This window comes from Sphaerisporangium sp. NPDC005289 (assembly GCF_040607455.1).
Lineage (GTDB): Bacteria > Actinomycetota > Actinomycetes > Streptosporangiales > Streptosporangiaceae > Sphaerisporangium > Sphaerisporangium rhizosphaerae.
Window position 1 is genome coordinate 77,989 of the sequence record NZ_JBEXGS010000024.1, and the last position, 26,330, is coordinate 104,318.

23 protein-coding genes are annotated in these 26,330 nt (G+C 70.3%); 12 read left to right on the forward strand and 11 right to left on the reverse strand.

Annotation, left to right across the window (positions count from 1 at the left end; translation table 11 throughout):
• The first annotated feature begins 275 nt into the window (after positions 1-275).
• The 3 genes from ssb to ettA all read left to right on the forward strand — a co-directional run bounded on the left by ssb (position 276) and on the right by ettA (position 4,595).
• Positions 276-989: a single-stranded DNA-binding protein gene (gene ssb / locus ABZT47_RS32180; RefSeq protein WP_354850559.1), complete on the forward strand. Its 714-nt coding sequence runs from the start codon at positions 276-278 to the stop codon at positions 987-989.
• Between the two features lie 525 nt (positions 990-1,514).
• On the forward strand, positions 1,515-2,777 hold the full coding sequence (locus tag ABZT47_RS32185; RefSeq protein WP_354850562.1) for a GGDEF domain-containing protein: 1,263 nt from the start codon (positions 1,515-1,517) through the stop codon (positions 2,775-2,777).
• A gap of 153 nt (positions 2,778-2,930) precedes the next feature.
• Complete coding sequence (gene ettA, locus ABZT47_RS32190; RefSeq protein WP_354850565.1) at positions 2,931-4,595, forward strand: energy-dependent translational throttle protein EttA; 1,665 nt, start codon at positions 2,931-2,933, stop codon at positions 4,593-4,595.
• A 217-nt stretch (positions 4,596-4,812) separates the two neighbouring features.
• On the opposite strand, the gene ABZT47_RS32195 is transcribed toward ettA, so the two are convergent.
• Positions 4,813-6,264 (reverse strand): FAD-dependent monooxygenase, encoded by a 1,452-nt coding sequence (locus ABZT47_RS32195; RefSeq protein WP_354850567.1) that lies wholly within the window; start codon positions 6,262-6,264, stop codon positions 4,813-4,815.
• A 51-nt stretch (positions 6,265-6,315) separates the two neighbouring features.
• On the opposite strand from ABZT47_RS32195, the gene ABZT47_RS32200 reads away from it, so the two are divergent.
• The 3 genes from ABZT47_RS32200 (at position 6,316) to aspS (ending at position 8,733) form a co-directional block, all read left to right on the forward strand.
• Positions 6,316-6,519, forward strand: a complete 204-nt coding sequence (locus ABZT47_RS32200; protein ID WP_354850570.1) for a hypothetical protein — start codon at positions 6,316-6,318, stop codon at positions 6,517-6,519.
• Between the two features lie 9 nt (positions 6,520-6,528).
• Positions 6,529-7,014 (forward strand): Clp protease N-terminal domain-containing protein, encoded by a 486-nt coding sequence (locus ABZT47_RS32205; protein WP_354850573.1) that lies wholly within the window; start codon positions 6,529-6,531, stop codon positions 7,012-7,014.
• 414 nt (positions 7,015-7,428) lie between these two features.
• The gene (gene aspS, locus ABZT47_RS32210; RefSeq protein ID WP_354850576.1) at positions 7,429-8,733 is read left to right on the forward strand and encodes an aspartate--tRNA(Asn) ligase; all 1,305 of its coding nucleotides are present in this window, start codon (positions 7,429-7,431) and stop codon (positions 8,731-8,733) included.
• Positions 8,734-9,016: 283 nt separating this feature from the next.
• On the opposite strand, the gene ABZT47_RS32215 is transcribed toward aspS, so the two are convergent.
• The 4 genes from ABZT47_RS32215 to ABZT47_RS32230 form a co-directional block, all read right to left on the reverse strand.
• Positions 9,017-10,558 carry a glycoside hydrolase family 13 protein gene (locus ABZT47_RS32215; protein WP_354850579.1) on the reverse strand — a complete coding sequence of 514 codons (1,542 nt, stop codon included), beginning with the start codon at positions 10,556-10,558 and terminating at the stop codon, positions 9,017-9,019.
• Between the two features lie 30 nt (positions 10,559-10,588).
• Positions 10,589-10,978 carry a globin gene (locus ABZT47_RS32220; RefSeq protein ID WP_354850582.1) on the reverse strand — a complete coding sequence of 130 codons (390 nt, stop codon included), beginning with the start codon at positions 10,976-10,978 and terminating at the stop codon, positions 10,589-10,591.
• A 14-nt stretch (positions 10,979-10,992) separates the two neighbouring features.
• Positions 10,993-11,982 carry a mechanosensitive ion channel family protein gene (locus tag ABZT47_RS32225; protein ID WP_354850744.1) on the reverse strand — a complete coding sequence of 330 codons (990 nt, stop codon included), beginning with the start codon at positions 11,980-11,982 and terminating at the stop codon, positions 10,993-10,995.
• 507 nt (positions 11,983-12,489) lie between these two features.
• Positions 12,490-12,759, reverse strand: a complete 270-nt coding sequence (locus tag ABZT47_RS32230) for a hypothetical protein (protein ID WP_354850584.1) — start codon at positions 12,757-12,759, stop codon at positions 12,490-12,492.
• A gap of 510 nt (positions 12,760-13,269) precedes the next feature.
• Between ABZT47_RS32230 and ABZT47_RS32235 the strand changes: the two genes are divergently transcribed.
• The 3 genes from ABZT47_RS32235 to ABZT47_RS32245 all read left to right on the forward strand — a co-directional run bounded on the left by ABZT47_RS32235 (position 13,270) and on the right by ABZT47_RS32245 (position 17,364).
• On the forward strand, positions 13,270-14,652 hold the full coding sequence (locus tag ABZT47_RS32235; protein WP_354850587.1) for an XRE family transcriptional regulator: 1,383 nt from the start codon (positions 13,270-13,272) through the stop codon (positions 14,650-14,652).
• Entirely contained in the window at positions 14,649-15,146 is a 498-nt protein-coding gene (locus ABZT47_RS32240; RefSeq protein ID WP_354850590.1) for a GNAT family N-acetyltransferase, read from the forward strand. The genes ABZT47_RS32235 and ABZT47_RS32240 overlap by 4 nt, the downstream gene beginning before the upstream one ends.
• A 178-nt stretch (positions 15,147-15,324) precedes the next feature.
• Positions 15,325-17,364 carry a tetratricopeptide repeat protein gene (locus tag ABZT47_RS32245; protein ID WP_354850592.1) on the forward strand — a complete coding sequence of 680 codons (2,040 nt, stop codon included), beginning with the start codon at positions 15,325-15,327 and terminating at the stop codon, positions 17,362-17,364.
• A gap of 15 nt (positions 17,365-17,379) precedes the next feature.
• Here the strand turns inward: ABZT47_RS32245 and ABZT47_RS32250 are convergent, their stop codons facing one another.
• From ABZT47_RS32250 to ABZT47_RS32260, 3 genes are all read right to left on the reverse strand, one after another.
• Complete coding sequence (locus ABZT47_RS32250) at positions 17,380-17,841, reverse strand: NUDIX domain-containing protein (RefSeq protein WP_354850594.1); 462 nt, start codon at positions 17,839-17,841, stop codon at positions 17,380-17,382.
• A gap of 11 nt (positions 17,842-17,852) precedes the next feature.
• Positions 17,853-18,305, reverse strand: coding sequence for a hypothetical protein (locus tag ABZT47_RS32255; protein ID WP_354850597.1), 453 nt, complete (start codon positions 18,303-18,305; stop codon positions 17,853-17,855).
• A 107-nt stretch (positions 18,306-18,412) separates the two neighbouring features.
• Positions 18,413-18,577, reverse strand: coding sequence for a hypothetical protein (locus ABZT47_RS32260; protein WP_354850600.1), 165 nt, complete (start codon positions 18,575-18,577; stop codon positions 18,413-18,415).
• A 258-nt stretch (positions 18,578-18,835) separates the two neighbouring features.
• Between ABZT47_RS32260 and purU the strand changes: the two genes are divergently transcribed.
• On the forward strand, positions 18,836-19,681 hold the full coding sequence (gene purU / locus ABZT47_RS32265) for a formyltetrahydrofolate deformylase (RefSeq protein ID WP_354850747.1): 846 nt from the start codon (positions 18,836-18,838) through the stop codon (positions 19,679-19,681).
• Positions 19,682-19,855: 174 nt separating this feature from the next.
• Here purU and ABZT47_RS32270 read toward each other — a convergent pair whose 3' ends face one another.
• Positions 19,856-21,928 carry a prolyl oligopeptidase family serine peptidase gene (locus tag ABZT47_RS32270; RefSeq protein ID WP_354850602.1) on the reverse strand — a complete coding sequence of 691 codons (2,073 nt, stop codon included), beginning with the start codon at positions 21,926-21,928 and terminating at the stop codon, positions 19,856-19,858.
• A 369-nt stretch (positions 21,929-22,297) separates the two neighbouring features.
• Between ABZT47_RS32270 and ABZT47_RS32275 the strand changes: the two genes are divergently transcribed.
• The gene (locus ABZT47_RS32275) at positions 22,298-22,807 is read left to right on the forward strand and encodes an HNH endonuclease (protein ID WP_354850605.1); all 510 of its coding nucleotides are present in this window, start codon (positions 22,298-22,300) and stop codon (positions 22,805-22,807) included.
• Positions 22,808-23,112: 305 nt separating this feature from the next.
• A complete protein-coding gene (locus ABZT47_RS32280) occupies positions 23,113-23,316 on the forward strand; it encodes a zinc ribbon domain-containing protein (RefSeq protein ID WP_354850608.1) in 204 nt (67 codons plus the stop codon).
• Positions 23,317-23,527: 211 nt separating this feature from the next.
• Here ABZT47_RS32280 and ABZT47_RS32285 read toward each other — a convergent pair whose 3' ends face one another.
• Complete coding sequence (locus tag ABZT47_RS32285; protein ID WP_354850611.1) at positions 23,528-24,055, reverse strand: WYL domain-containing protein; 528 nt, start codon at positions 24,053-24,055, stop codon at positions 23,528-23,530.
• 271 nt (positions 24,056-24,326) lie between these two features.
• Positions 24,327-26,168: a dihydroxy-acid dehydratase gene (ilvD, locus tag ABZT47_RS32290; protein ID WP_354850614.1), complete on the reverse strand. Its 1,842-nt coding sequence runs from the start codon at positions 26,166-26,168 to the stop codon at positions 24,327-24,329.
• Positions 26,169-26,330 lie beyond the last annotated feature (162 nt).

Genomic DNA, 26,330 nt, shown 5'->3' on the forward strand with positions numbered 1-26,330 from the left:
TGAGCGGCGCCGACGGCAGGCGGACCATGGCGCCGCGGACCGTGCGTGGACATCCTCATGGCGTCGCGATGTGAACAGATGAAGCGGTGAGGCAGGCGCCCTCGACGCGCTGATCGTGGTGTTGTGTCTGCTTTCTGCGGCACGAATCCGGCCGCTGTGGTGCTCTGGCCTGCGCCTTCGCGGTTCTCCACAGGTGCGCGTGCGGCGCGGCGTCCTATCCACAGAATGCAGTTCGGCAATCATGGAGAGTGACGGGCCGGGCCAGACTGGCTCCCATGTCGGCGGAGACGGTCCGCCGGTCCGCCATGGGAGGCACGATGAACGACACCTACATCACGTTGGTCGGTAACGTCACCGCCGACCCCCGCCAGTTCAACTTCAACGACGGCACCCGCGTCACGTCGCTGCGTCTGGCCTCAACGCGGCGCGTGTTCGACAGGTCTTCCCAGACATGGCATGACGGCGAGACCAGCTTCTACTCCGTGCGGTGTTATCGGACGCTCGCGGAGAACGTCGCCCAGTCCATCAAGCTGGGCCAGCCGATCGTCGTCCACGGTCGGCTGCGCATCCGCTCCTATGAGCGTGACGGCGAGCGCCGGTTCGTCGCCGAGGTCGAGGCCACCTCCGTCGGCCATGACCTGCGACGCGGGGTGAGCACCTTCGAAAGACCGCAGCGGGGGCCCGCCGCCCCCGCGTTCGACGAGGTGACACGGGAACAGTTCGCGGACACCACCCGCGACTGGGAGCTCATCGGGGCCGCGAGCCCGGCCGCTACGGATGGCCAAGGGGTCCGATTGAGAAGCGTCGACTCCATGGCAGGCGAGCAGAGGGCCGGCGAGTCCGGCCATACGGGCAACGCCGCCGACGCCTTGAGGGGCGCCCATGCTCCCGCCCTCGCCGACCCGATGGACGCGGTGGGCGAGCAATGCGCGACCGGCGACGACATGCCCTTGGCCACCCCCGACCCCACCGACCGTCTAGCAGCGTGAACCATGAGTCCGCCCATCCAGAGCACCCGGCGAACCGACGCCCGCAGCCGCCTGTCCACCGCAGCAGCGGCGAGGGCCCGAGCTGGGCTGAGGAGGTGTCTGGTGAACGGTGCCGCTGGGGTGGGCTCGGGTGACGCAGGTGCATGAGGTTTGGGTGAGCCTCTGGCTGACCGTGGTGAGGGAGGTGTCTGGGGTTTCATGAGTATTGCGTCGGGTCGGGTCACCGTGTGTCTGTGCCGGATGGGGCTGTACGGCCTGGCGGTTGGTCAGGTCCAGATGATGCCTCGCGCCATGGCTGTTCCTTTCGTGCATGGGCCGCTCGATGGGGAGCGGGCGCATCGGGCCAACCGGCTGTGTCGGCCGCAGTGCTCAACGTAGCGGTTCCCATCGCGGGCCGCACACTGCGCGACTATTGTGTTACACATCGTGAGACGTAGAGTCGAGGCAACGAACCGGTCCGGATGGAAGTGAGCGTTGGGGGATGTGATGACGTCCGGTGAACTCTCGGTCGAGCCACGCGGCGGCATGCTTTCGCTAGCCGACCGATGGCCGCTGCTGGCGCAGCCAGCCGTTCTGGTCGTCTATCTGTGCGGCACCGTGGGCCTCGCCTTCGGGGTGGCGGCCTATCTCGCGGCCTCCACCGAGTTCCGCTGGTCCGAAATGCTGACCTTCCTCGCGTTGATGGCGTGTGGGGCGATCTGCATCGAGGCGACCCGTCGTCTCGGCATGCCGGCGGGTGTGTCTCGTGACCTGCTCTCGGCCTGGTGGCTGCCCGTCGCATTACTGCTGCCACCGGTCTACGCGGTCCTCGCGCCGCTGCCACTGCAGTTCCTGTTGCAGATACGCGTCCGGGCGACCGTGCTGTACCGGCGGGTGTTCAGCGCGGCCGCCATCGGTCTCGCGGCCGGCGCGGCGTCGGTGATCTTCCATTCCCTTGTGCCGAGCGGTAAGGGCGGCGCGCTCGGGTCGAGCGGGCCGCTGGCGATCGCGGTGGGGTGCGCTGCGCTGTTCACCGTGCTCAACACCGCCTTGATCGCCATCGCGCTTCACATGTTCGATCCGGACACCCGCTGGCGCGACGTGCTGTGGGATCGCGAGCGTGTGCTGCTCGACGTCGTGGAGCTGTGCCTAGGGGTGCTGGTCGCCATCGCGTGCGGGCTGAGCGTGGTCCTGCTGGTGCTCACCCTTCCGCCCGTGGTCCTGCTGCAACGCAGCCTGCTCCACGCCCAGCTCAAGGCCGCGGCCCGTACGGACGCCAAGACCGGTCTGCTCAACGCGACGGCCTGGCAGCGGGAGGCCGACACCGAGATCGTCCGGGCGCGGCGCACAGGCGAGACGCTGGCGCTGCTGATCGTCGACATCGACTACTTCAAACGGGTCAACGACACCTATGGCCACCTGGTGGGCGACCAGGTCCTCGCGGGCGTCGCCACGGCCCTGCGCAGCCAGCTCCGCGACTATGACGTGGTCGGGCGGTTCGGCGGCGAAGAGTTCGTCGTGCTGCTCCCGCGTGCCGACGTCGCCGAGGCGCGAAGGGTGGCCGAGCGCCTGCGGTCACGTGTCGGCCGCATGGCCATCCCCGTCGAGGACACGATGATCTCGGTGACGGTGTCCGCGGGGGTGGCCATCATGACCCTGCACGGCGACGATCTGATCGAGCTGCTCGCCGCCGCCGACCTGGCCCTCTACCGGGCGAAAGAGCTCGGCCGCGACCGCATCTGCCTCCCCGTCGCGCCCGAGCCCCCACCCCACGCCCGAGCCGAGAACACCGACGGCGGTATCGCCTGAGCATGGCTCATCGCGTCCATCCCATGCCGGACGACGACACTATGGCGATATCGCGTGTGGCTGGCGGCCTGCTGGGGGATGGGCTCGTGGTCGGGGGTGGTGGGTGGGCGTGAGGGGACAACTCCGATGGCGGAATCCCCTACTCTTAGGAGCATGCCCGAGTACATCTATACGATGCAGCGTGTCCGCAAGGCGCACGGCGACAAGGTCATCCTTGATGACGTCACGCTGCATTTCCTGCCCGGAGCCAAGATTGGTGTGCTGGGCCCCAATGGCACTGGTAAGTCCACGCTGCTGAAGATGATGGCCGGCATCGAGCAGCCGTCCAACGGCGATGCCCGGCTGATGCCCGGCTTCACCGTCGGCATGCTGCAGCAGGAGCCGCCGCTGAACGAGTCCAAGACCGTTCTGGGCAACGTCCAGGAGGGCGTCGCCGAGACGCTCGCCATGCGCGCCCGGTTCGAAGAGATCGCCGAGCTCATGGCGACGGACTACAGCGACGAGCTGCTCGACGAGATGGGCAAGCTGCAGGAGGCGCTGGACCACCGCAACGGGTGGGATGTCGACAGCCAGCTCGAGCAGGCGATGGACGCCCTCCGCTGCCCCCCGCCGGACGCCGAGGTCACCAAGCTGTCCGGTGGCGAGCGCCGCCGCGTCGCCCTCTGCAAGCTGCTGCTCGAGCAGCCCGACCTGCTGCTGCTCGACGAGCCCACCAACCACCTCGACGCCGAGAGCGTCCAGTGGCTGGAGCAGCACCTGGAGAAGTATCCCGGCACCGTCCTGGCCGTCACCCACGACCGGTACTTCCTGGACAACGTGGCGACGTGGATTCTCGAGCTCGACCGAGGCCGTTGCTATCCGTACGAGGGCAACTACTCGACCTACCTCGAGCAGAAGGCCGCCCGGCTGAAGGTCGAGGGCCAGAAGGACGTCAAGCGCAAGAAGCGCCTGGAGGAGGAGCTCCAGTGGGTGCGCTCCAACGCCAGGGCTCGGCAGACCAAGAGCCGGGCGCGTCTGCAGCGGTACGAGGAGATGGCCGCCGAGGCCGACAAGTACCGCAAGCTCGACTTCGAAGAGATCCAGATCCCGCCGGGCCCGCGCCTGGGCACCACGGTCATCCGGGCGACCGGCCTCACCAAGGGCTTCGGCGACCGGCTCCTCATGGAGGATCTGTCGTTCGACCTGCCGCGCAACGGCATCGTCGGCATCATCGGCCCGAACGGCGTCGGTAAGACGACCCTGTTCCGCATGATCATGCAGGCTGAGAAGCCCGACAACGGCGACATCCTGATCGGCGACACCGTCAAGATCTCCTACGTGGACCAGGGGCGCGGCAACATCGAGCCGACCAAGAACGTCTGGCAGGTCGTCTCCGACGGGCTCGACCACATCAAGGTCGGTCACGTCGAGATGCCCTCCCGCGCCTACATCGCAGCCTTCGGGTTCAAGGGCCCCGACCAGCAGAAGCCCGCGGGCATCCTGTCCGGTGGCGAGCGCAACCGTCTGAACCTGGCGCTCACCCTCAAGCAGGGCGGCAACGTGCTGCTGCTGGACGAGCCGACCAACGACCTCGACACCGAGACGCTGTCCAGCCTGGAGAACGCCCTGCTCGAGTTCCCCGGCTGCGCGGTGATCACCTCGCACGACCGGTGGTTCCTCGACCGCACCGCGACGCACATCCTCGCGTGGGAGGGCGGCTCGAACTGGTTCTGGTTCGAGGGCAACTACGCCGACTACGAGAAGAACAAGATCGAGCGGATGGGCGCCGACGCGGCCCGCCCGCACCGCGTCACCTACCGCAAGCTCACCCGCGACTGACACCCCACGCCTGACGGGGCTGGGAGCGCAGGTCGCGCACCGCGGCCTCGCTCGCCCAGCGCTTGACGGTCAGCGCAGGACAGGCGAGGACCGACGGTCCGCGGCTGATGCCGTAGGCGAGCGGGCGGCATTGCCACCCCGGTCCGCGATCCGGTCGCGGACCGGGGTGGCGTTTCCTTGCCCCGGAGGAGTCGTGGCAGCGTCTGCGGAATGAACGTCATTCATGAGCGGCTGTGGGCCCGAACCACTGTCTGATCGCTTCCGTGAGCTGGTCGGTGCCGGCCCAGGCCACGTGGCCGTCGGGCCGAATCAGCAGGGCGTCGGCGGGCGGATCGTCGCACCGGGCCCTGACCACGTTGATCCATTCGTCCCCGCCCTGGTCGAGCGTGACGTTCGCGCCCAGGTCGAGCAGGACGGGGCGTCCTGCGTGCATGAGCTCGGCCACCCGGCGCTCGCCGCTGTCCGTGGTCAGGCGAAGGTCGGGGACCAGGCGGCCGACCAGAGGGTGTTCGGCCCTCTCGTACGACAGGTCGGAGCCCTGCAGCAACTCGGCGAGGTGGCGCACCGGCTGTTCGTAGGCGAAGACCTCGGCGAGCAGCGTCCGCAAGGCCTCTCCCTCCTCGCCCGTCAGGCGGTCGAGTGCCGCCTGGGCGCGCGTCTGTAGGAGAGCGCGTTCGGCGGCAGGGCGGCGCTCGGACTCGTAGGTGTCGAGCAGGCCGTCCCCCGCTCGGCCGCCGAGCCGGGCCGACACTTTCCAGCCGAGGTTGATCGCGTCCGTCATCCCGACGTTGAGTGCCGAACCGCCTGCGGGGAACAGATGGGCGGCGTCGCCGGCCAGGAAGACCCGGCCTGCCCGGTACCTTTCGGCCAGCCGGGCCTGCGCGACCGTGCTCGACAGCCAGACGGGCTCGCCCAGCGGCAGGTCCCTGCCGAGCACTCTGGCCACGGCCGCCCGGAACTCGGTGAGCGTGACGGGGCCCGCCGGACGCACACCCTTCTCCCGCACGCCGACGATGTGGATGCCCGGCTGGAGCGAGGTGAGAAGCAGGCGTCCGTTGCCCGTGCGGTTCCAGCCCGGTCGCAGCCCGGCCACCTCGGGGTCGTCGAAGACGCCGGTCGTCGTGTCGGTGGTGAAATGCCCGAGCCACAGCACCTCCTCGTCGACGGTGCCGGGGAAGCCGATCTCCGCCAGTTCGCGGACGCGGCTGTTGCCGCCGTCGCAGCCCACCACGTAGCGGGCGAGCCTTTCGAAGCCCGGCCCATGGAGTGTCACCGCGGTCTCGTCCTGGGTGAGTGAGGTCAGCTCGTGGCCCCAGCGGATCTGCACGCCCAGCTCGGCCGCGCGCTCACCCAGCAGTCGTTCCAGCCGGGGCTGCTGGATCATCAGCATGCGGAGCGGGATGCCCTCCACGCCGGCGAGACGCAGCGGGACCGATCCGAACGCGAAACCGGGCGGGACGCCGACGAACGGGCTGCCGGCGCTCAGTCTCTCCAGCAGCCCTCGGTGGTCCAGCAACTCGATGATCTGCCCCCCGAGCCCGTTGGCCTTGGGCAGGTCGCCGGGTTCGGTGCGTTTGTCCAGCACGACCGGGCGGACCCCGGTGAGGCTCAGTTCGCAGGCCAGCATGAGCCCGACGGGGCCCGCTCCTACGATCACTACTTCGTCCATGCTTGTCAGGCTAGATTGACAAAGTGACCGGTGTCAATCTAGCCTGACAGGGTGGAGCTGGAAGAACTGTCGAGCCGCATCAGGTCGAACGACCCCGCTCTGGGGCTGCGCGCCGTGGGCGCGCTGCACCGGCTGGCCGAGCAGGTCGAGGCCGTCTCGGTCACGCTGGCCAGAGAGCAAGGGTGGACCTGGGAACAGATCGGCGATGCGCTCGGCATGTCACGGCAGTCCGTACACGCCAAATACGGGAAGTGAGGACCGGCGATGCCAGGGACGGCGAGAAGCGCGTTCGCCGCCGCCGTGAAGGCGGCGGCCGAGGAGGCCAGGCAGCGCGGCGACCGGCGGGTCGGCACCGAGCATCTGCTGCTCGGACTGCTGGGCACTCCCGGGTGCGCAGTCGCTCGGGCGCTCGGTGTCGATCACGCCACCGCCCGCGCGGCCGTGGCCGAACTGGACGCCGCCGCGCTGCGCGCGATCGGGCTGGACGTGGGACAGGCACCGCAGACCCGGCCACGTAGGCATCCCCCAGTCCCGGCGACAGCGCTCAGCACCAGCGCCAGAGCCGCCGTCCATCGGGCGATCAAGGCCACGACACGCAAGAACCGGAACACCGAAGGGCCCGACCAGCTCCTCCTCGCGCTGCTCGCCCAGCAGAGACCAGACCCGGTGGCCGAACTGCTCGACCACCTGGGCGTGAACCGCACGGCCATACGAGAGCAGCTCACATCCGACGACCGCCAGGGACGCTGACCGACGTCCAGCAAGGCATGGCACGCTGCCATCTCTCACCGTCATATCGGTGCGAATCGGTCACCATGTGCCGGCCGAACTCGTTGGCGGACGCTGTCGCCTCTCATCGACGAACGCAGATTTGCGTAAGATGGCGTCCAACAGCGACGACGGAGCCGAGTAGCACCTCGATCACCGGAGTCGGAGAGAGCCGCCGGCAGCTGCGAAGGCGGACTCCGGCCGGGGCGTGAAGACCCTCCTGAGCTGCGGGGAAGAACGACCTTCGCGTCTAGTAGAGTCCCGCCGAATCGCCCACGTCACGGGTTTGCAGAGGCCACGCCGCACGACGGCGTGGTGAAGGTGTGGTGGTACCGCGAGGATCCCGCTCGCCCACGCCTCTCAGGGGACGCGTTGCGACCAGAGGAGGCCACCACCATGCAACGCATCCTGTCCACCCAGCTGTCCGCACACGTCGGTGAGACCGTACGCATCGCGGGCTGGATACATCGTCGCCGGCTGCTGAAGTCGGTCGCTTTCCTGATTCTGCGCGACGCCGCCGGCCTGACCCAGATCGTCGTGTCCGAGAAGGCCGCCCGCGCTCTGCTTGAGACCCTGCCGGAAGAGACGACGGTCGCCGTCGTGGGCACGGTCACCGTCGAGCCGTCCGCTCCGGGCGGAGTGGAGATCACTTCGCCGGTGATCGAGGCATTGACCGACCCGGCCGAGCCGGCTCCGTTCGACCTCTACCGGCCCGACCTGCGCGCGAGCCTGCCGACGATGCTGGACTACGCGCCGGTCGCGCTGCGCCACCCGAAGCTCGCCGCCGTCCACCGCATCAGTGCGGCCGCGGTCGGCGGCTTCCGCACGGCGCTCGAGGCGATGTCGTTCGTCGAGATCCACACCCCGAAGATCGTGGGTGCGGCCACCGAGAGCGGCGCCAACGTCTTCGAGCTCGACTACTTCGGCCGTCCGGCGTACCTGGCGCAGTCCCCTCAGCTCTACAAGCAGATGATGGTCGGCGTCCTGGAGCGGGTCTACGAGGTCGGACCGGTCTTCCGCGCCGAGCCGAGCGACACCGCCCGCCACCTGGCTTCCTACACCTCTCTCGATGCCGAGATGGGCTTCGTGGAAGACCACCGTGACGTCATCGCCGCGTGCCATGCGACGGTCGGGGGCATGCTGGCCGGCATCCAGGCATCGGCCGGCGCCTCACTTGAGCTTCTCGACGTCACCATGCCCGCGCTGACGGACGAACCCGTGGTGGTGCACTTCGCCGACGTACTGGAGATGATCAGCAGGGCGACCGGCGAGGACGTGACCGGCGAGCCCGACCTCGCGCCCGCGCACGAGCGGTGGATCGGCGAGTGGGCCTTGCGCGAGCATGGCTCGGACTTCGTGTTCGTCGAGGGCTACCCGACCGCGCATCGCGCGTTCTACACCCATCCGGACCCGGCTCGTCCCGGCTACTCGCGCGCGATCGATCTGATCTTCCGTGGCCTGGAGCTGGTCAGCGGGGGCCAGCGGATGCACCGGTACGCCGACTACGTGCGAGCGCTGACCGCGCGCGGCGAGACCGACCTGTCGGCGTACTCGGGCTACCTCGACGCGATGCGCTACGGCATGCCACCACACGGTGGCTTCGCATTCGGGCTCGAACGGTTCATGGCACGCCTGCTCGACGTGCCGAACGTCCGCCAGGTCGCGCTGTTCCCGCGTGACCTGCACCGGCTCGCTCCGTGAGCGACGCCCGGTGAGTGAACGCCGGGTGAGCGAGGCCGGGTGAGCGAGACCGGGGTGGGAATCGTTCCACCGGGTGGGGGTGGGGTGAACCGGGGGCGAGCGGTGGGTGGAGATCTGTAGCACTCGGCCGAGCTGTGATGTGGTTTCGCCGTACTGTGGTGGAGATATCTCCTCCCCGGTGACACACACCGGCCGGTCGTCCTGCCTGGGTTGGATTCTTTACCACCCAGGTGGACGTGCTTACCTCCGAGACGGTCTGATGCCGCCCCCGGTCTTCCCCGGTTCAGGCGGAGCGGAGCCACACGGCGGTGTTGGGGGGCAGGGAAGTCCCCTCGCCGTTGCCGCTGGACAACAGGACCTCCCGGTGCGGCGGCAACGGGACGGCCTCCTCGCCGCAGTTGATGGCGCAGATCAGCTCGCCCCGCGTGAACATGAGCGCGTCGCCGGGAGCCTCCAGCCAGGCGATGGCGTCGGGCAGCGTGCCCCGCAGCGACCGGCGCAGCTCAAGGACGCGGCGGTAGAACGCCAGCGTGGAGGCGGGGTCGCCGGCCTGGCGCTCGGCGGTGAGAGCCGCCCATGAGGCCGGCTGGGGCAGCCACGGGCCGGCGCCGCCGGGTGAGAACCCGTACGGCTGGGCGTCGCCGGACCACGGGATCGGCACCCGGCAGCCGTCCCGGCCGAGCAGCTCGCCCTTGGAGCGGGCGAAGATCGGGTCCTGGCGCGACTCCGGGGGAAGGTCCTTGACCTCCGGGAGGCCCAGTTCCTCCCCTTGGTACAGATACGCCGACCCGGGCAGGGCGAGCATGGCGAGCAGAGCGGCACGTCCGCGGGCGAGGCCGGCCGAGGGGTCCAGCGAGCCCTCGCCGTAACGGGTGATGTGGCGCACCACGTCGTGGTTGGACAGCACCCAGGTGGGCGCGGTGACGGCAGTCAGCGTGTCGTCGATGATCTTCCGGAAGGCGGTGGCCGACCAGGGGGCCTCAAGCCAGGCGAAGTTGAAGCTCTGGTGCAGCTCGTCGGGCCGGACGTAGAGCGCGAGGTCCTCGGCGGTGTCGGTCCACACCTCGCCGACGGCGGCGCGGTCGCCGGGGTAGGAGTCGAGCACCTTGCGCCACTCGCGGTACACCTCGTGCACCTCGGGCTGGCTCCAGATGGGCGAACGCGACTGGAACCCCTCCTCCGAGGGCGGCACGTCGGCCAGGTCGGCGTCCTTGTACAGGCCCATCGCCACGTCGATGCGGAACCCGTCCACGCCCCGGTCGAGCCAGAACCGCAGGATGTCCAGGAACTCCTCGTGGACCGCGGGGTTGCGCCAGTTGAAGTCGGGCTGCTCGGGAGCGAACAGGTGGAGGTACCACTGCCCGTCGGGCAGGCGGGTCCACGCCGGCCCGCTGAACACCGATGTCCAGTTGTTGGGCGGCGCGTCGCCGTCGCGGAAGATGTAGCGGTCGCGCTCGGGGCTGCCGGGCGGGGAGGCCAGCGCGGCCTGGAACCACCGGTGGGCGGAGGAGCTGTGGTTCGGCACCACGTCGACCATGATCCGCAGGCCGTGGGCATGGGCGTCGGCGACCAGGGCGTCGAAGTCGGCCAGCGTGCCGAACAGCGGGTCGACGCCCCGGTAGTCGGCCACGTCGTACCCGCCGTCGGCCATGGGAGAAGGCTGGAAGGGAGTCAGCCAGATCGCGTCCACGCCGAGTTCCGCGAGGTAGGGCAGGCGGGAACGGATCCCCTGGAGGTCGCCGACGCCGTCTCCCGAGGCGTCGGCGAAGCTGCGAACGTAGATCTCGTAAACGACGGCATCACGCCACCAAGGGGAGTTCTTCACACGTCCTTGGCTGCCCCCCGAGGCGGCCACTTATGCGTTCACGAGGCTGTGGGCCGCGTACTGCAGGTAGGTCCAGAGCTTGGCGGAGAGGTCGTCGGGCAGTTCGAGGGAGTCCACGGCGTCGCGCATGTGACGCAGCCACGCGTCGCGCTCGGGCTCGCCGATCACGAACGGGGCGTGCCGCATGCGCAGCCGCGGGTGCCCGCGCTGCTCGCCGTAGGTGGTGGGGCCACCCCAATATTGGACGAGGAACATGCGAAGCCGATCCTCGGCCCCGGTGAGGTCTTCCTCGGGGTAGAGGGGGCGCAGCAGCGGATCGTCCTTCACGCCCTGGTAGAAGCGGTGCACGAGGCGCTCGAAGGCCTCTGAGCCGCCCACGGCGTCGTAGAAGGACATGGACTCGGCAGGGGTAGCGGACACGCCTTCCAGCCTACTCAGACCCCGGCGAGGGTGATGCCCGCGCGGTCGAGCGCCCACTTGACGCGCATGCGCAGCTCGCGCGCCACCTCGGCCTGGTGGGCGGGAACCGTCTTGACGGTGATCCTGAAGATCATCGCCTTGTCGGAGATCTGCTCGAGGCCGTACACCTCAGGTTCCTCGACGATCGCCGAGTCACGGAAGGCGGGGTCGGCCCAGACCTCCTCGGCGACGTTCTTGAGCAGGTCGCGGATGGCGGCGATGTCGGCGTCGTAGGCCACCGGGACGTCGACGAGGGCGCGCGACCAGCCCTGGGACTCGTTGCCGATGCGGTTGATCGTGCCGTTGCGGACGTACCAGACGCGCCCGTCGGCGTCCCGCAGGCGGGTGATGCGCAGGGTCACGGCCTCGACGGTGCCGACGGCCGTGCCGGTGTCGATCATGTCGCCGACGCCGTACTGGTCTTCCATCAGCATGAACATGCCGGCGATGAAGTCCTTGACCAGCTCCTGCGCGCCGAAGCCGACGGCGACGCCGAGGATGCCCACGCTGGTGAGGATGGGGGTGAGGTTGAGGCCGAACCGTCCGAGGATCATCATCGCGGCGGTGCCGAAGACGATCACGGAGATGAGGCTGCGCAGCACGGAGCCGAGGGTCTCGGCCCGCTGGCGGCGGCGCTCGGTGAGCAGGGCCGCGGCGCCGTCCACGCTCGTGCCGCCCCTCAGGCGCAGGCGCTCGGGCAGCACGCCGTCGGCCGCGCGCCGGATGACCCGGTCGATCAGCCGGTGCAGGATCGCCCGCGCGACCAGCGCGGACACCGCGATGAGGACGACGCTGATCAGCCACGCGAGGGGGGAGGCCCACCCGGGCGACAGCCAGTTGAGCAGGAACGTGCACGTCACGTCGTCCCCGCCGGCGCTGACACAGGTGCCCGCCACCTGCTTGCCCATATCGGCCAGAACAGACAGGTCGGACGCCGGTGGGGCGGTGGGGTCGACGGCGAGCATGGACACGCGGTGGGCACCTCTCGGATCGGGTCGGTCGGCGGAGACAATTATCGGTCCTCGACCTAGACGGAACGGTACTTGAACCGACTGACTCCGCCGACCGGCCCGGCCGCCGTCACGTGACGCCGGGGAAGACGGGAGTGCCCGGACCCGGGGCCGCGGAGGGCGGGCCCGGGCACCCCGGTGACGAGCGGCCCGGGACGGGGCACGCACCCGGAAGCGCGCCCCGCTCCGTTTCCGATCGGGGAGATCCCCGATCACCATCGGGCCAGGATGAAGGCTCGGACCCGATGGCTGCTCTGGGATGCCGGCGCGCGCCGCGTGGCGCCGCCGGGCGATGGTTCTGGCACGTGCCAGGGAGGTGGAGCCGACGGGATGCCCAGCGTCCGTGCGGCCGTGTCTCCACGGACGCCGGACGCTCCGCACCGGGCACCCCGCCGACCCCGAAGAGCCGCGGTGTCCACGGCGGACGGCGGTGACTGCGCTGCACCGCGTCCGTCACGTGTCCTACTCGCTCACCGCGGCCAGTACGCGGGCGACCTTGGTGGCCGCTCCTGCCGGATCGTCGACCTGGTGCATGCGCTCTCCCCACGACCACCAGTAGTAGGCGGGGGTCGCCTGCGGCCGGCAGGTGACGTTCTCGGCGAGGCTGGTGGCGTTGGGGTTGATCACGCGGACGAACGCCCGCCCCGACTGTGTGTGCACCACCCGGGCGAGCAGCCCCCGAGCGTCGAGCTCGTCGGCCAGGCGTTCCAGGTGTTGGAAGCTGTCGTCCACTTCGAGCCTTCCTCTAGACCGATTCGCGGCGATCACAGCCGGTGAATCGAGGCTGGTTGGCCAAATCTGACTCACCCGTGCCGATGGGTCAACGAAGCTCGGTCGCGTCTCGGGTAAGGGGATATTTCAAGTGGGTTGAAAGAACGTCCCCGGCGGGGGACGATTCTATGTCAGCAGGTTCGAGCGTCCTTTCAGGTCCTGTCATTACTGGTCCATCATTCTCGTTAGACGCGGTTGACCGGCAAGAGGCCGCGTCCGCGCAGATGGGACCGGTCGGGGTCGGTGACCAGGATGGCGACTGGCCACGAGAGAGGGGCCGGGATGTCCGGCAGACAGCACAAGGAAACGGAGTTAGCGCGGCGAACCCGGGCGCGCGGCCTGGCGGTGGGGCGCACTACGGCCCGAATCGCCGAGGAGATTTTCGATGAGTGTTCTCCTCATTTCAGGACAACTCGAATCAAATCTCACCGTCTCGCCCATGGCATCGCTCTGGCCGACGTCATCGAACAGGTGCGCGCCTTGTTCGAACGTGACGGGAAAGCCCAGCCCGGCATCGGAGAGACGCTTCTGAGCGCCTACGAGAGCGGGCTGAAGCGCCCCGGTCCGGAGTACCTCCATTACCTGTGCTCGGTCTACCGGGTGGAGCCGGTCGCCCTCGGATACGAGGGCCCGTGCATCTGTGGCCACGGCCACCGGATGCCGGGCGTCGTACGTGGCGGTCAGCAGGAGGCCGAATCCGACAGTCCCCCCGAATCGCGCGAGCTGTGGATCAAGCCGCTCAGCGATCCCTCGTCGGACGGGGGTGAGGAGGACGAGAACGTGTTACGCAGGACGCTGCTGCAGATCATCGCGAGCGGCGCGGGTGCCGCCGGAACGTTGAGCGCTCCGGTGCTCGGCGCCGCCGACGGCATTCGCCGCCGGATGGACGAGACCCTCGTGTCGACCACCGTGTCGCCGGCCATGCTCGACCACTGGGAGGAGGCGGCGACCTCCTTCGGCCGGCAGTACATGAACACGCCGCCGATGCGGCAACTGTGCGACGTGCTGCTGGAGTTCAGCACCGTGCGCCAGGCGATGGAGCGCCACCAGCCCATCGACCTTCAGGAGCGCCTGTGCGCCCTCGCCGCCCGGCTGTCCGGCCTGGCCGGCATCATCATGATCGATCTCGGCGACCAGCGGATGGCCCGGTCGTTCTTCCGCACCTCGCGCATGGCCGCCGACGAGACCGGCGACCGCGCGCTGCGCGCCTGGGTCACCGCTCGCGAGGCGCTGGTCCCCCTGTTCCTGGGCGACCCCCGCGAGGCGCTCAGCCTGGCCAAGAAGAGCCGCGACCTGGCCGGGCAGACGCCGTGCGCGGCCAAGGCCATGGCCCCGGTCGTGGAGGCCCGGGCGCTGTCGATGCTGGCGAACTCCGGGGGCAAGAAGGACGTCGTCGACCAGGCCAAGCGGGCGCTGTCGCGGGCCCGGGCGGCCTTCGCCCAGATGACGCCGGCCCAGCAGGAGGACACGGTGTTCGGCTACACCGAGCGCCAGCTCTACTTCCACCAGGGCGACGCGCTGACGCGTCTCGGGCAGACCATCGAGGCCGACCTGATCCTGGAGCAGGCGCTGGAGAAGTACGAGGGGGACCTGCTCGACCAGACGTTGATCCGGTTCGACCAGGCGCACTGCCGGCTGCTCGAGGGGGACGGCGACGAGGCGCTGCGCATGGGCATGGAGGCCGTGCGGCAGGTCGGCGAGAGCTTTCGCACCGACATCATCCTGCGCCGTGCCACCGAGCTCGCGCGCAACATCCACGCCAGATGCGGTGACATCGCCGGGCTGCAGACCTTCAAGGACATCCTCGCCTCGCCGCCGCCTTCCACTTCCGCGACCTCGGAGGTCGATGTATGACGCTTTCGCTCAGGCGGTATCGCTGGTCCGATCGGGAAGCCGTCTGGGAGCTCCATCGCACCTGTCTGGCGCAGGTGGGCATCACCGAGGGGGACGGGGTGTACTACGAGGACGACATGCCGCGGATCAACCAGGTCTACCTGGCCGACCGCGGCGAGTTCCTGGTGGGGGAGGTCGAAGGCGCCGGGGTCGTGGCCATGGGCGGGCTGCGGCGCGTCGATGAGCGGTCCGCCGAGATGTGCCGGCTGCGCGTCCATCCCGACCACCAGCGGCGCGGGTTCGGCACGCTGATGCTGGAGGCGCTGGAGGAGGCCGCCGTCCGGCTGGGCTACCGCACGCTCCGCGGCGACACGACCCTGCTGCAGGGTGCGGCGCTGGAGCTGTACCGCAAGTACGGGTGGCGTGAAGTGCGCAGAGAGGACAGGGGAGGCCTCGTGGTTGTTTACGGCGAGAAGACGCTCGCCGCCCGCCCGTCCACCCAACTAACTCATTAGCGACATGTATTCACTTATTTAGTACAAATCATGTTCAATGCTTGCAAATTGGTGATTTTCCTCCTGATAATGGGTTCTTTGCACCTGGGAGCCGAGGAGGACACCCAATGAAGAAGATCGTCGTTCGCAAGCCGGGTATGGTCCACCTGACCGGATCCGCCAGCGCGATCCACAAGGGGTGACCGGCCGCACCGGTCACCACCTCTGGATCCACGGAGGACGCTCCAGGGACCGCCGCGGCGCGCTCCATGCCCTCGGCGCACAGGCCGGCCTGGGCATGGATGCCCGCCGGGTTCCGGTGTTCGACGCCCATCGCCGCCTGTGCGGCCCCTATACCTTCGGCGGATCCCTGCTCGCCCGGCTGCTGCCGCCCGCGTTGGAGCACTGCTCTGACGCGGTGGCGCGGCACGGGGCCGAGATCCGGGCGGCGGCGCCCGATCTTCGTGATCGGGTGGTCGCCCGCCGGGAGCCCCTCGACGCGCGCCTGTCCGCCGAGGAGCGCATCCTGGTCCCGGCGCCCCGCCGCAGCATGCGCATTGCGAACGGAATCGCCGAATTCGTACGGGACGGCGGGGTGGCGCCGCCCGTCATCGCCGTTGACAACGTGGACGATGCGGACGGCACCGACCGCGAACTCATCGCCACGCTTATGCGCCGTTCGGACCCCGGTCGATTGACAATTGTCGTGCTTTCCAGTAAACCTCCGCCGGAATTTTTCTATGGTCATGACATAAACACGGAAATATCCGCATCGGCGGGCCCGGAGGGCTCCGCGGCCGGTTACGTCGCCTCGGACGGCGTGCTCGACGACCCGCGGGCGCTCGCGGCGTACCGGGCACTGCCCGAGGCCGAGCGCGCCCGCATGCACGACCGGCGGGCCGACGAACTCGCCGCCACCGGCCGGCCCTCCTGGACCCTTGGCGCCATCCCCTACCACCGCGAACACGGCGGCGACCCGCGCGGCGCCGGCGTCGAAGCACTGTGGGCAGCGCACGAGCACTGCATGCGCGAGGGGTTCCTGGAGGCGGCCGCCGACCTCGGCGAGCGCGGCCTGCGGCTCGCCGAGCCCGAGACGCGGCGATGGTGGGAACTGCTGCAGGGCACGGCGACCGCCCAGGCGGGCCTCGGGCGCAGGGACCGGGCCCGCGAGCTGTACGAGGAGGCTCGCCGCCAGAGCGTGGACGCGGAGGTGCACTCGGCGGTGGCGTACGGCACGGCCATGCTCGACGCGCGCCATCCCGACCCGGCCCGGCGCGACCTTGGCCGGGCGCGGGGCTGGATCAACCAGGCCATCGCCATCTCCGGCCTGCTGCCCGACCGGGCCGTGCGGGCGTTCAAGCTCGGCTTCGACCTCAACGGCAAGGCGCTGATCGAGATGCGCGGCGGCCACACCGACAGGTCGCTGGCCCTGGTGGAGGAGGCCATCGAGCTGGCCGAGAGCGACCTGCCGCCGGGACGGCACCCGATCCACCGCATGGTCCTGCGCGCCAACCGGGCGCAGCTCCTCGGCATGCTGGGACGGCCGGTGGAAGCGCTGGCCGAGATGGACGCCGCGGTCGCGATCGACCCCGCCTACCCCGACCACCACCTCGACCGCGGCAATCTGCTCTACCGGATGGGCCGCCCGGAGGCGGCGCTGGCCGACTACGAGGAGGCGATCGCGCTCAGTCCGCCGCTGCCCGAGGGGTACTACAACCGCGCCCAGCTCCGCGTCGCCACGGGAGACCTCGACGGGGCGCGGGCCGATCTGGACCACGTCCTGGAGCTCGACCCCGGCTACCTGGACGCCCGCATCAACCGGGCCGGGCTGCTCGTCCAGCTCGGCTTGGAGGAGCAGGCGCGCGCCGACGTGACGGCGGGGCTGGCCCTGGACCCGGGCAACCCGCACCTGTCGTGCGTCCTCGGGCAGTTGGAAGCGGCGGTGGGACGGCACGATGTGGCCATGGCGGCCTTCGACCGGGCCATCTCGGGCGCCCCCGGGCTCGCCTCCGCCTGGGCGAACCGGGCGGTGCTGCGGCACGAGACGGGGGACGACGAAGGCGCCGTGGCCGACCTGACCACGGCCATAGAGCTGGGGGAGGACGCCGCGCTCTACTACAACCGTGCCGTCGCGCTCAGGGATCTCGGCAGGCGGGAGGAGGCGGTGGACGATCTGCGGCGCGCCCACGACCTCGACCCGCACGACCCCGACGTCCTGAAGGCCCTCAGCGAGGCCTGACCCCGGCCGGCGCGGTCACTCCCGTCCGGCCGCGTCGGTCAGCAGGGTGATCACCTCGGCCAGGGACGGGGGCTCGACCAGGTCGGGCGGCGCGGCCAGATCCGCCGGGGCGAACCAGGCGTGCCCGAGGAGGAGGTCGCGTTCCTCGCCCGTCAGCATGGCGGGGACGACCTTCGGTGTGGTGGCGGCGAAGCGTGCCAGGTAGAACCGCTCCACCTTCACATAGCGGATGCCCAGCCAGTGGTAGTCGCGCTCCACGGGGACCCACGTGTCGGCCACGGCGTCACCGGGCAGACCCGTCTCCTCGGTCAGCTCGCGGCGGGCGGCCTCCAGCGGGGTCTCGCCGGGGTCGATGCCGCCGCCGGGCGGCTCCCAGAACACCACGCCGGCGACCGGATCACGCCAGCGCAGCAGCAGCACGCGGCTGGATCCGTCCAGGCAGAGGACGCGGGCGGCGGGGCGATCGCTGATCTGCATCGGGCCGGCGCCTAGGACCGGCCGTCCTTGGGGCCCTGCAGATCGTCCGGCCCGGCGAGGTCGTCGGGGCCGTTGAGGTCGTCCGGCCAGGTGTTGGCCTTGATGATGTCCCAGAACTCGTCGGGCCGGTCGGCGCTCTTCCTGGCGCTCTGCCGCTGCAGTTCGGCGGCGATGGCGCGCTGCTCCTCGTAGGCGCCCTTCATCGCGTCGAGCCACTCCACCGGGTCCACTCCGGCACGCTCGGCCGACCGCATCGCCATGTCGGCGTACTGCTCGGGCGTGGCGTTGAACGTCCAGCCGGTGCGTTCCATGAGCTGCTCGTCGGTCAGTTCACCGCGCTGCCAGGCGATGGCCTCGGCCAGATGCTCGGCGACGAACACGGCGTTGATGTAACCGGGCAGCATGGCCGCCAGGGCGACGGCCGCGCGCTTCTCCCCAGCTGACAACTCATCCCACTTCAGCACCCGCCGGCTCCTTCCCGCTCCTTCGGGCGCCACTGTACGCCTTCGCCGGTGAGGGCCGGCGGCAGCACCGCCGCCGGGGCGGCGCCCGGTGGGCGGTCAGGCCGCGATCATTCGGCGGTGACGACGAGGTCGGTCAGGTCCAGGTGCCGGGACAGTTCCGCGACGTCGGGATAGTAGGCCACGTACTGGCGCCCCCTGCTCACGCGGAGGCAGGGCTGGTTGCCCACCACCAGCGCCTCGACCTCAAATCCCCTGCTGTCGACCCATTTCACGTCATAAAGGGTATGAAGCCCCAGGTCAACGGCGGGCAACCGCCCGCGTCGGATTACGCCACCTTATAGCTGGGTGACCGTAAGAGAGTTTGACGTCCCTAATACCCGGCGGATCGGTCCGGCCCGCCGCGCGTGGGCCGGCGGCGTCCGCCGCGCCCGTCGGGCAAGTCGCGGGGAAAGCTTCAGGAAGTCGCCGGGGCAACGACGCCCCGGAGCGGTAATCTGCCTCAACGTGAGCGAAGAGGTGGGTGCCCGGTGATCTCCGAGTATGTCCTGACCCTGTCCTGCCCCGACCGGCCGGGGGTGGTCGCGGCCGTCTCCGGGCTGCTGGCGGCGCGCGGATGCAACATCACCGAGAGCCAGCAGTTCGGCGACCAGGGCGCCGCGCGCTTCTTCATGCGCGTCCAGTTCACCTCCTCGCTGCCGGAGGACGACCTGCGCGCGGCCTTCGCCGAGCTCGCGCCCGACCTGGCCATGGACTTCCGCCTGCACGACCTGGCCGTCAAGCCGCGCGTGCTGGTCATGGTGAGCAAGCTCGGCCACTGCCTGAACGACCTGCTCTACCGGGTGCGCTCAGGGCTGCTCGACATCGAGATCGTCGCGGTCGTGTCCAACCATCCCGACCTGCGCCCGCTCACCCAGTCGTACGGCATCGACTACCACCACCTGCCGGTGACCGCCGAGACCAAGCCCCGCCAGGAGGCCGAGGTCCTCACCCTCGTCGAGCACTACCGTGCCGAACTGGTCGTGCTGGCCCGCTATATGCAGGTGCTCTCCGAAGACCTGTGCGCGAAGCTCTCGGGCAAGGTGATCAACATCCACCACTCGTTCCTGCCGTCGTTCAAGGGCGCCAAGCCCTACCACCAGGCCCACGCGCGGGGCGTGAAGCTCATCGGCGCCACAGCGCACTACGTGACGGCCGACCTGGACGAGGGCCCGATCATCGAGCAGGAGGTCGCGCGGGTCAACCACACCCACTCGCCGGAGGACCTGGCCGCCATGGGGCGCGACGTGGAGTGCCTGGCGCTGGCCCGGGCCGTGCGCTGGCACGCCCAGCAGCGCGTTCTGCTCGACGGGCACAAGACCATCGTCTTCCCCCGCTGACCGGGCGCCGTCCCGCACCGGGAGAGCCGCCGGCGGGCGAAGGTCCGGCGCCAAGGCGGCCAAGGCACCCAGGCGGCCAAGGCGGTGAAGGCGAAGGGGCAAGGCTGGAACGGGGGGACGGGCGGGCCTGCCGGAGCGTCCGGCGGCCCGCCTCAGCGGTCCCGCGAGAGAACCTCAGCCGGTCAGGCCGGTGTGCTCGGCGAGGAAGGCGAGCTGGTCGGCCATGAGCTCCACCGACCGGCTGACCGCGCGCGCCCCGTGCCCGACCTCGTTCTCGTTGCGCAGCAGGACCGGCCGCTCGTCGGCACCTTGGGCGTGCTGGAGCGCGGCGCACATCTTCCAGGCGTGCAGCGGATGGACGCGCGTGTCGGAGCCGAAGACCATGAACAGCGTCGCCGGGTAGCGCACGCCCTCGCGGACGTGGTGGTAGGGGGAGTAGCCCCACAGCCAGCCGAACTGCTCGGGGTCGTCGGCCGTACCGTACTCGACGTTCCACGTGGCCCCGAGGCCGAACTTCTCGTACCGCACCATGTCCAGCAGCGGCGCCGCGCACGCCACCGCCGCGTACAGCTCGGGCCGCTGGGTCAGCGCGGCGCCGACCAGCAGGCCGCCGTTGGACCCGCCGGAGATCGCGAGCTGATCGGCGGTGGTGACCCCCGTGGCGATCAGGTGCTCGGCGGCCGCGTGCAGGTCGTCGAAGACGTTCTGCTTGTGGCCGAGCATGCCGTCGCGGTGCCACTGCTCGCCCTGCTCCCCGCCGCCGCGCAACTGGGCGACCGCGTAGACGCCGCCGGCCTCCACCCACGCCAGGGTCGAGATGGAGAAGCCCGGGGTCATCGGCAGGCCGAACCCGCCGTAGCCGTACAGGATGGTCGGCCGGGGACCGTCGCCGGGCTTGGAGACCACGATCATGTGGACCTCGGTGCCGTCGGCCGAGCGGTAGACGACCTCCTCGGTGTCGACCTGCGGGATCTCCACGGCGCCGGGCGAGGCCGCCCACAGGGTCGTCTCGCGCGTGCGGGCGTCGTAGCGCAGGACGCACGTCGGGGTGGTGTGGTCGGTGTAGGCGAACCACGCCTCGTGGCCGCCCTCGGGCCGCTCGTGCAGGCCGCCGATCGTGCCGAGGCCGGGCGTCGGCACCTGGCCGACCTTGGCGCCGGTGGCCAGGTCGTGCACCGTGATCTCGCTGATGGCGTGCCGCGTCCAGCCGACGAGCATCACCGGATGGTCCAGGTCATCCAAGATCGCGAAGTCGGACATCACCGCCTCGGGATCCTCGGGGATGAGATCGCGCCAGTTCTCGTACCCGGCCTCGCCCGGCTCGGTCACGCAGACGCGCGAGCGGGGGGCGTCGCGGTCGGTGAAGACGTACAGGCGCCCGTCGCGGCCGTACAGCAGGCTGGTCTGCGCGTCCACGTCCTGCTGCACGACGGTCAGCTCCGGCGCCTCGATCGAGGACGCCGACAGGTCGGCCGTCCACAGGTCGTTGCGGGGAGCGGTGCCCCGGGAGGCCGAGATGGTCAGCCAGCGGCCGTCCTTGGAGACCGCCACGCCGTAGTAGTTGGTCTTCTCCAGTCCTTCGCCGAGGACCATGACGTCCTGCTGGGTCGGCGTGCCCAGGCGGTGCAGGTAGACGCGCCGGTGGAACTGCTCCTCGCCTTCGGGCACGTCGCCGGGCGCGAGCCTGCGCACGTAGTAGAACGCCTCGCCGCCGGGCAGCCATGCGATGGGGGAGTAGCGGCACCGGTCGATCGGCCCGTCGACGCGCTCGCCGGAGACCACGTCGACGACGTGCAGCCGCGACTCCTCGTCCCCGCCCACGGAGATCTGGTACGCCAGCCGCCGGCCCTCCTTGTCCGGCTGCCAGGAGTCGACGGTGGTCAACCCGGAGGGGTCCAGCGCCATGGGGTCGAGCAGAACGCGCTCGTGCCCGCCGGGGTCGGCCGTGTAGAGCACGGCGTGCTCCTGCTCGGGGGTGCGGCGCATGAAGAAGCCGCGCTCACCCCGCCACACCGGCGCGCCCACGGTGCCCGAGCGCACCAGGTCGGTCAGGCGGTCGCGGAAGGCGACCCGCCCGGGTGACGCGGCCATCGCCTCGCCGAACAGGTCGCCTTGTGCGTCGAGCCACTCTTTGACCTCAGGCTGCTCGGAGTCTTCCAGCCAGCGATATGGGTCGGGCACGGGCGTGCCGTGGTAATCGTCGACCACGTCGTCACGGCGTGCCTTCGGGTACGGCGTTCGCGTCATGGAGCGAGCCTATGACACCCCGTTACCCGACGTGGGCCAACATTTCCGCTCCGTTGCGCTGGTGGCGGACAGAGCGGATGTTGGCCTGATCTGGAGTGATCTTTCCCCAATAGGTTTGCTTAGCGGGGTGAACCGGACATAAACCGGGAGGCGGGGTCTGGAAGACACGACCGTTAATTGGGGTGGCGGGAGAGTCGACCGAGAGGCCACACTTGCTGAAGGGCGGTGCCGTGGAACCCATCCGCTGGGCCGTCCGGCGGAGGTGCACGTGACGGAAGCATCCGGAGCCCAAGACGACGGGCCGCAAGCCGGGGTGTGCCGTGGCACATCCCAACCGATGGAGGCGCTGACGGCGGGGAAGGCCCGCTGATGCGCCAGGTCCTGCTGCTGAACGCCACGTTCGAACCGCTCACCACCCTCAACCTGCATCGGGCCGTCGTGCTCGTGATCAGGGAGAAGGCGGACGTCGTCCACCGCGACGGCCGGGGCGCCGTGCTCCGGTCGGCCTCGCGCACGGTCGACGTCCCATCGGTCATCCGGCTTCGGCGATATGTCCGCATTCCTTATCGGTCCCGCATCCCGCTGACCCGGGCCGCGCTCATGCGCAGGGACGACTACCGGTGCGCCTACTGCGGCCTGCGGGCGGAGACCATCGACCACGTGCTGCCCCGCTCCCGCGGCGGGCTGCACACCTGGGAGAACTGCGTCGCCTCCTGCATGTCGTGCAACCACCGCAAGGCCGACCGGCTCCTGGAGGAGATCGGCTGGACGTTGCGCGTGGCCCCGGTGGTGCCGCACGGCGTCCACTGGCGGCTCATCGGCGCCCAACTCGACGGCGACCCCCAGTGGGCCCCGTACCTCACCGAGACCGCCGCCTGACCAGCGGAGCCCCCCCGGTCGGCGGGAGGTGCCCCGTTCCTTCCGGCGGGAACAGGGGCCATGCCCGCCTGACCAGCAGGAACCCAGCTCGGCCGACGGGGGTGCCCTGGTCGTCGTGGCGGTAAGGGGGGTCATGCCGGCCTGACCGGCGACAGGAGGCATCTCGCCGCCGGACGGGCGGGAGGGCATCTTCCGCCTGACCGGGGGAGGAAGTGTCTCCCCGCCTCACGAGGGGTGTCTCCTGCCTGACCGGTGCGAAAGGAGGTCTCTGCCCGCCGGGCGGGCGGCCGTCGTACCCTTGAGCCATGCCGCGTTACGACTATCGCTGCCGCGCCTGCGGATCGACCTTCGAGCTGTCCCGCCCCATGTCCGCCTCGGCGGACGCCGCCGTCTGCCCGCAGGGCCACGACGACACGGTGAAGCTGCTGTCCACGGTCGCCGTCACCGGCGGCGCCGCGGCCCCCCGCCCCAGCGGCGGCGGTTGCTGCGGCGGCGGTTGCTGCGGCTGACTCCCACCCCGCCCGCCGGTCGCCAGGACGGCCGGCCGAGCGCGCTTGACCGGTCACGATGGCGGTCGCGCCGTGGCCCGGCTGGGCCACAGCGCGCCTGGTGACCGGTTCGGCCAGTGCGCTGTCTGCGAACGTTCACCGGGCCGGGCGCCGTAGGCGGCGCCGACAAGTCGGCGCCGCTGGGCAGTCGGCGAATGTCGGCAGTTGAACGCTAGGCCGGGCGGCGGCCTCTCAGGGGGGTGAGGGTGCCGCCGGGGCGTCGTTCGGGAGCTGTGCGGCGCTGGAACGGCAGGTAGCGCTCGGCGCGGTGCGGCCGGGACGGCACCAGTGTCGGCTCCACCGCGACGATGCGGTCGAAGCGGAAGGCGCGGATGCCGCCCTTCGAGCGGCACCACCCCACCAGATACCAATGGTCGCGGTGGACCAGGCAGGTGACCGGCTCGACGTCACGGGAGGTGACCCGCCCGGCCGCGTCGCGGTAGTGGAGCCGCACCACCTGCCGGCCGGTGACCGCGCCCGCGATGGTGCGGGCGCGCCGGGCGACATCGGGGGGCAGTGGCGTGGTCAGCGTTTCGAGGGTCGTCGCGATGACGTCGTCGTCGAGGTCGAGCTTGTCGAACACGCGGCGCAGCCCGTGTCGGGCGGTCTGCGCCTGCGGACCCTCGCCGAGATGGGCGAGGGACAAGGCGAGAGCGGCGATTTCGGCGGTCGTCAGGAGCGGCGTGGTGACGTTGGCCATAGGTCCACACTACGTCGCGACACCGACATTTTTCGAACACCAGATCTTGTCACGGGCATCCAGAGGGTGACTGTTGTTCACCCTCCGGTGACGGCGGCCTTCCCTCCACGCCATCGCTCCGTGGGGCAACCCCGCCCTGCCCGCCGACGCGGTGGGCGCGGCGTCGTCGACCCGCGCACCACCCCCCGCGCCCCGGCGGGGGCCGTTCAAGACGGCGCCAGGCGAGCTCGCGGTCCGGCGCCGAGTGGTCTCGGCGCCGGACCGGGGGAGCTCAGTGCTGGGAGAGCTGGGACAGGTCGCGGGAGGCGCCGGTGGAGGCGGAGGTGGTCAGCGCGGCGTACGCCTGCAGCGCGGCGCTCACCGCCCGCTCGCGGTCGCGCGGGCGGTAACGGCCGAGGTCGGCCAGCAGGCGCTCGCGCCGCGCGGCCAGCTCGGCCTCGGAGACCTTCAGCTCGATGCCGCGGCCCGGGATGTCGATCTCGATGAGGTCGCCGTCCTCCACCAGGGCGATGATGCCGCCCTCGGCGGCCTCGGGCGAGGCGTGCCCGATGGACAGGCCGGAGGTTCCCCCGGAGAAGCGGCCGTCGGTGATCAGCGCGCACGCCTTGCCGAGGCCCTTGCCCTTCAGGAAGCTCGTCGGGTAGAGCATCTCCTGCATGCCGGGGCCGCCCTTGGGACCCTCGTAGCGGATGACCACCACGTCGCCGGCCTTGACCTTGTTGCCGAGGATGCCCTCGGAGGCGTCCTCCTGCGACTCGAACACCACGGCCGGCCCGCTGAACCGCCAGATCGACTCGTCGACGCCGGCCGTCTTGACGATGGCGCCCTCGGGAGCGAGGTTGCCGTACAGCACCGCCAGGCCGCCGTCACGGGTGTAGGCGTGCTCGAAGTCGCGGATGCAGCCCTCGGCGCGGTCGAGGTCGAGGGACTCCCACCGTGCCTCCTGGGAGTAGGCCTTGACGGTGCGCACGTTGCCGGGCGCGGCGTGCCAGAGCTCCACGGCCTCCTGCGACACCGTCGGGGACTTCGGGTCCCACGCGGAGAGGTAGTCGGTGAGGGTGGAGGCGTGGATGCTGTGGGTGTCGCGGTGGAGCAGCCCCGCGCGGTCGAGCTCGCCGAGGATCCCCGGGATGCCGCCGGCGCGGTGGACGTCCTCCACGTGGTACTTGGCGGTGGCGGGCGCGACCTTGCACAGGCAGGGCACCCGCAGCGACAGCTCGTTGATCTCCTTCAGCCCGAAGTCGACGCCGGCCTCGCGGGCCGCCGCGAGCAGGTGGAGGATCGTGTTGGTGGAGCCGCCCATGGCGACGTCCAGCGCCATGGCGTTCTCGAAGGCGTCGCGGGTGGCGATGTTGCGCGGCAGCACCGACGCGTCATCGCCCTCGTAGTAGCGCTTGGTGATCTCGACGACCTGGCGGCCGGCCTGCTCGAACAGCGCCTTGCGGGCCTTGTGCGTGGCCAGGGTGGTGCCGTTGCCCGGCAGGGCCAGGCCGATCGCCTCGGTGAGGCAGTTCATCGAGTTGGCGGTGAACATGCCGCTGCACGAGCCGCAGGTGGGGCAGGCGTTCTCCTCCATCTCCAGCAGCTCGGCGTCCGAGACGCTCTCGTCGGCCGCGGCGATCATCGGGTCGATGAGGTCGAGCTTGCGGCCCGGCGTCTTGCCGGCCTCCATCGGCCCGCCGGAGACGAAGACCGTCGGGATGTTCAGCCGGAAGGCCGCCAGCAGCATGCCCGGGGTGATCTTGTCGCAGTTGGAGACGCAGACCAGCGCGTCGGCGCAGTGGGCGTTGACCATGTACTCGACCGCGTCGGCGATGAGCTCGCGCGAGGGCAGGGAGTACAGCATGCCCCCGTGGCCCATCGCGATGCCGTCGTCCACGGCGATGGTGTTGAACTCGCGCGGGATCGCCCCGGCCTCGCGGATGCCGCCGGCCACGACCTCGGCCACCTCGCGCAGGTGGACATGGCCGGGGACGAACTGCGTGAAGCTGTTGGCCACGGCGATGATCGGCTTGCCGAAGTCCCCGCCGGCTACACCCGTGGCCCTGAGCAGGGCGCGCGCGCCCGCCATGTTCCTGCCATGAGTGACCGTGCGAGATCTGAGGGCCGGCATGACCGTTCTCCCATCCGACGACTGCTGAGTCTTCAAATGGTACGGCCATCGCCCGCCTGACGAGACCCGCCGTCCACAGCATGGACACCCGCGCGGCGGAGGAGGACATGACAAGGTCCTTCGGGATCCCCGGGGGCAGTGGTGGAACAGGGACGGGAATCC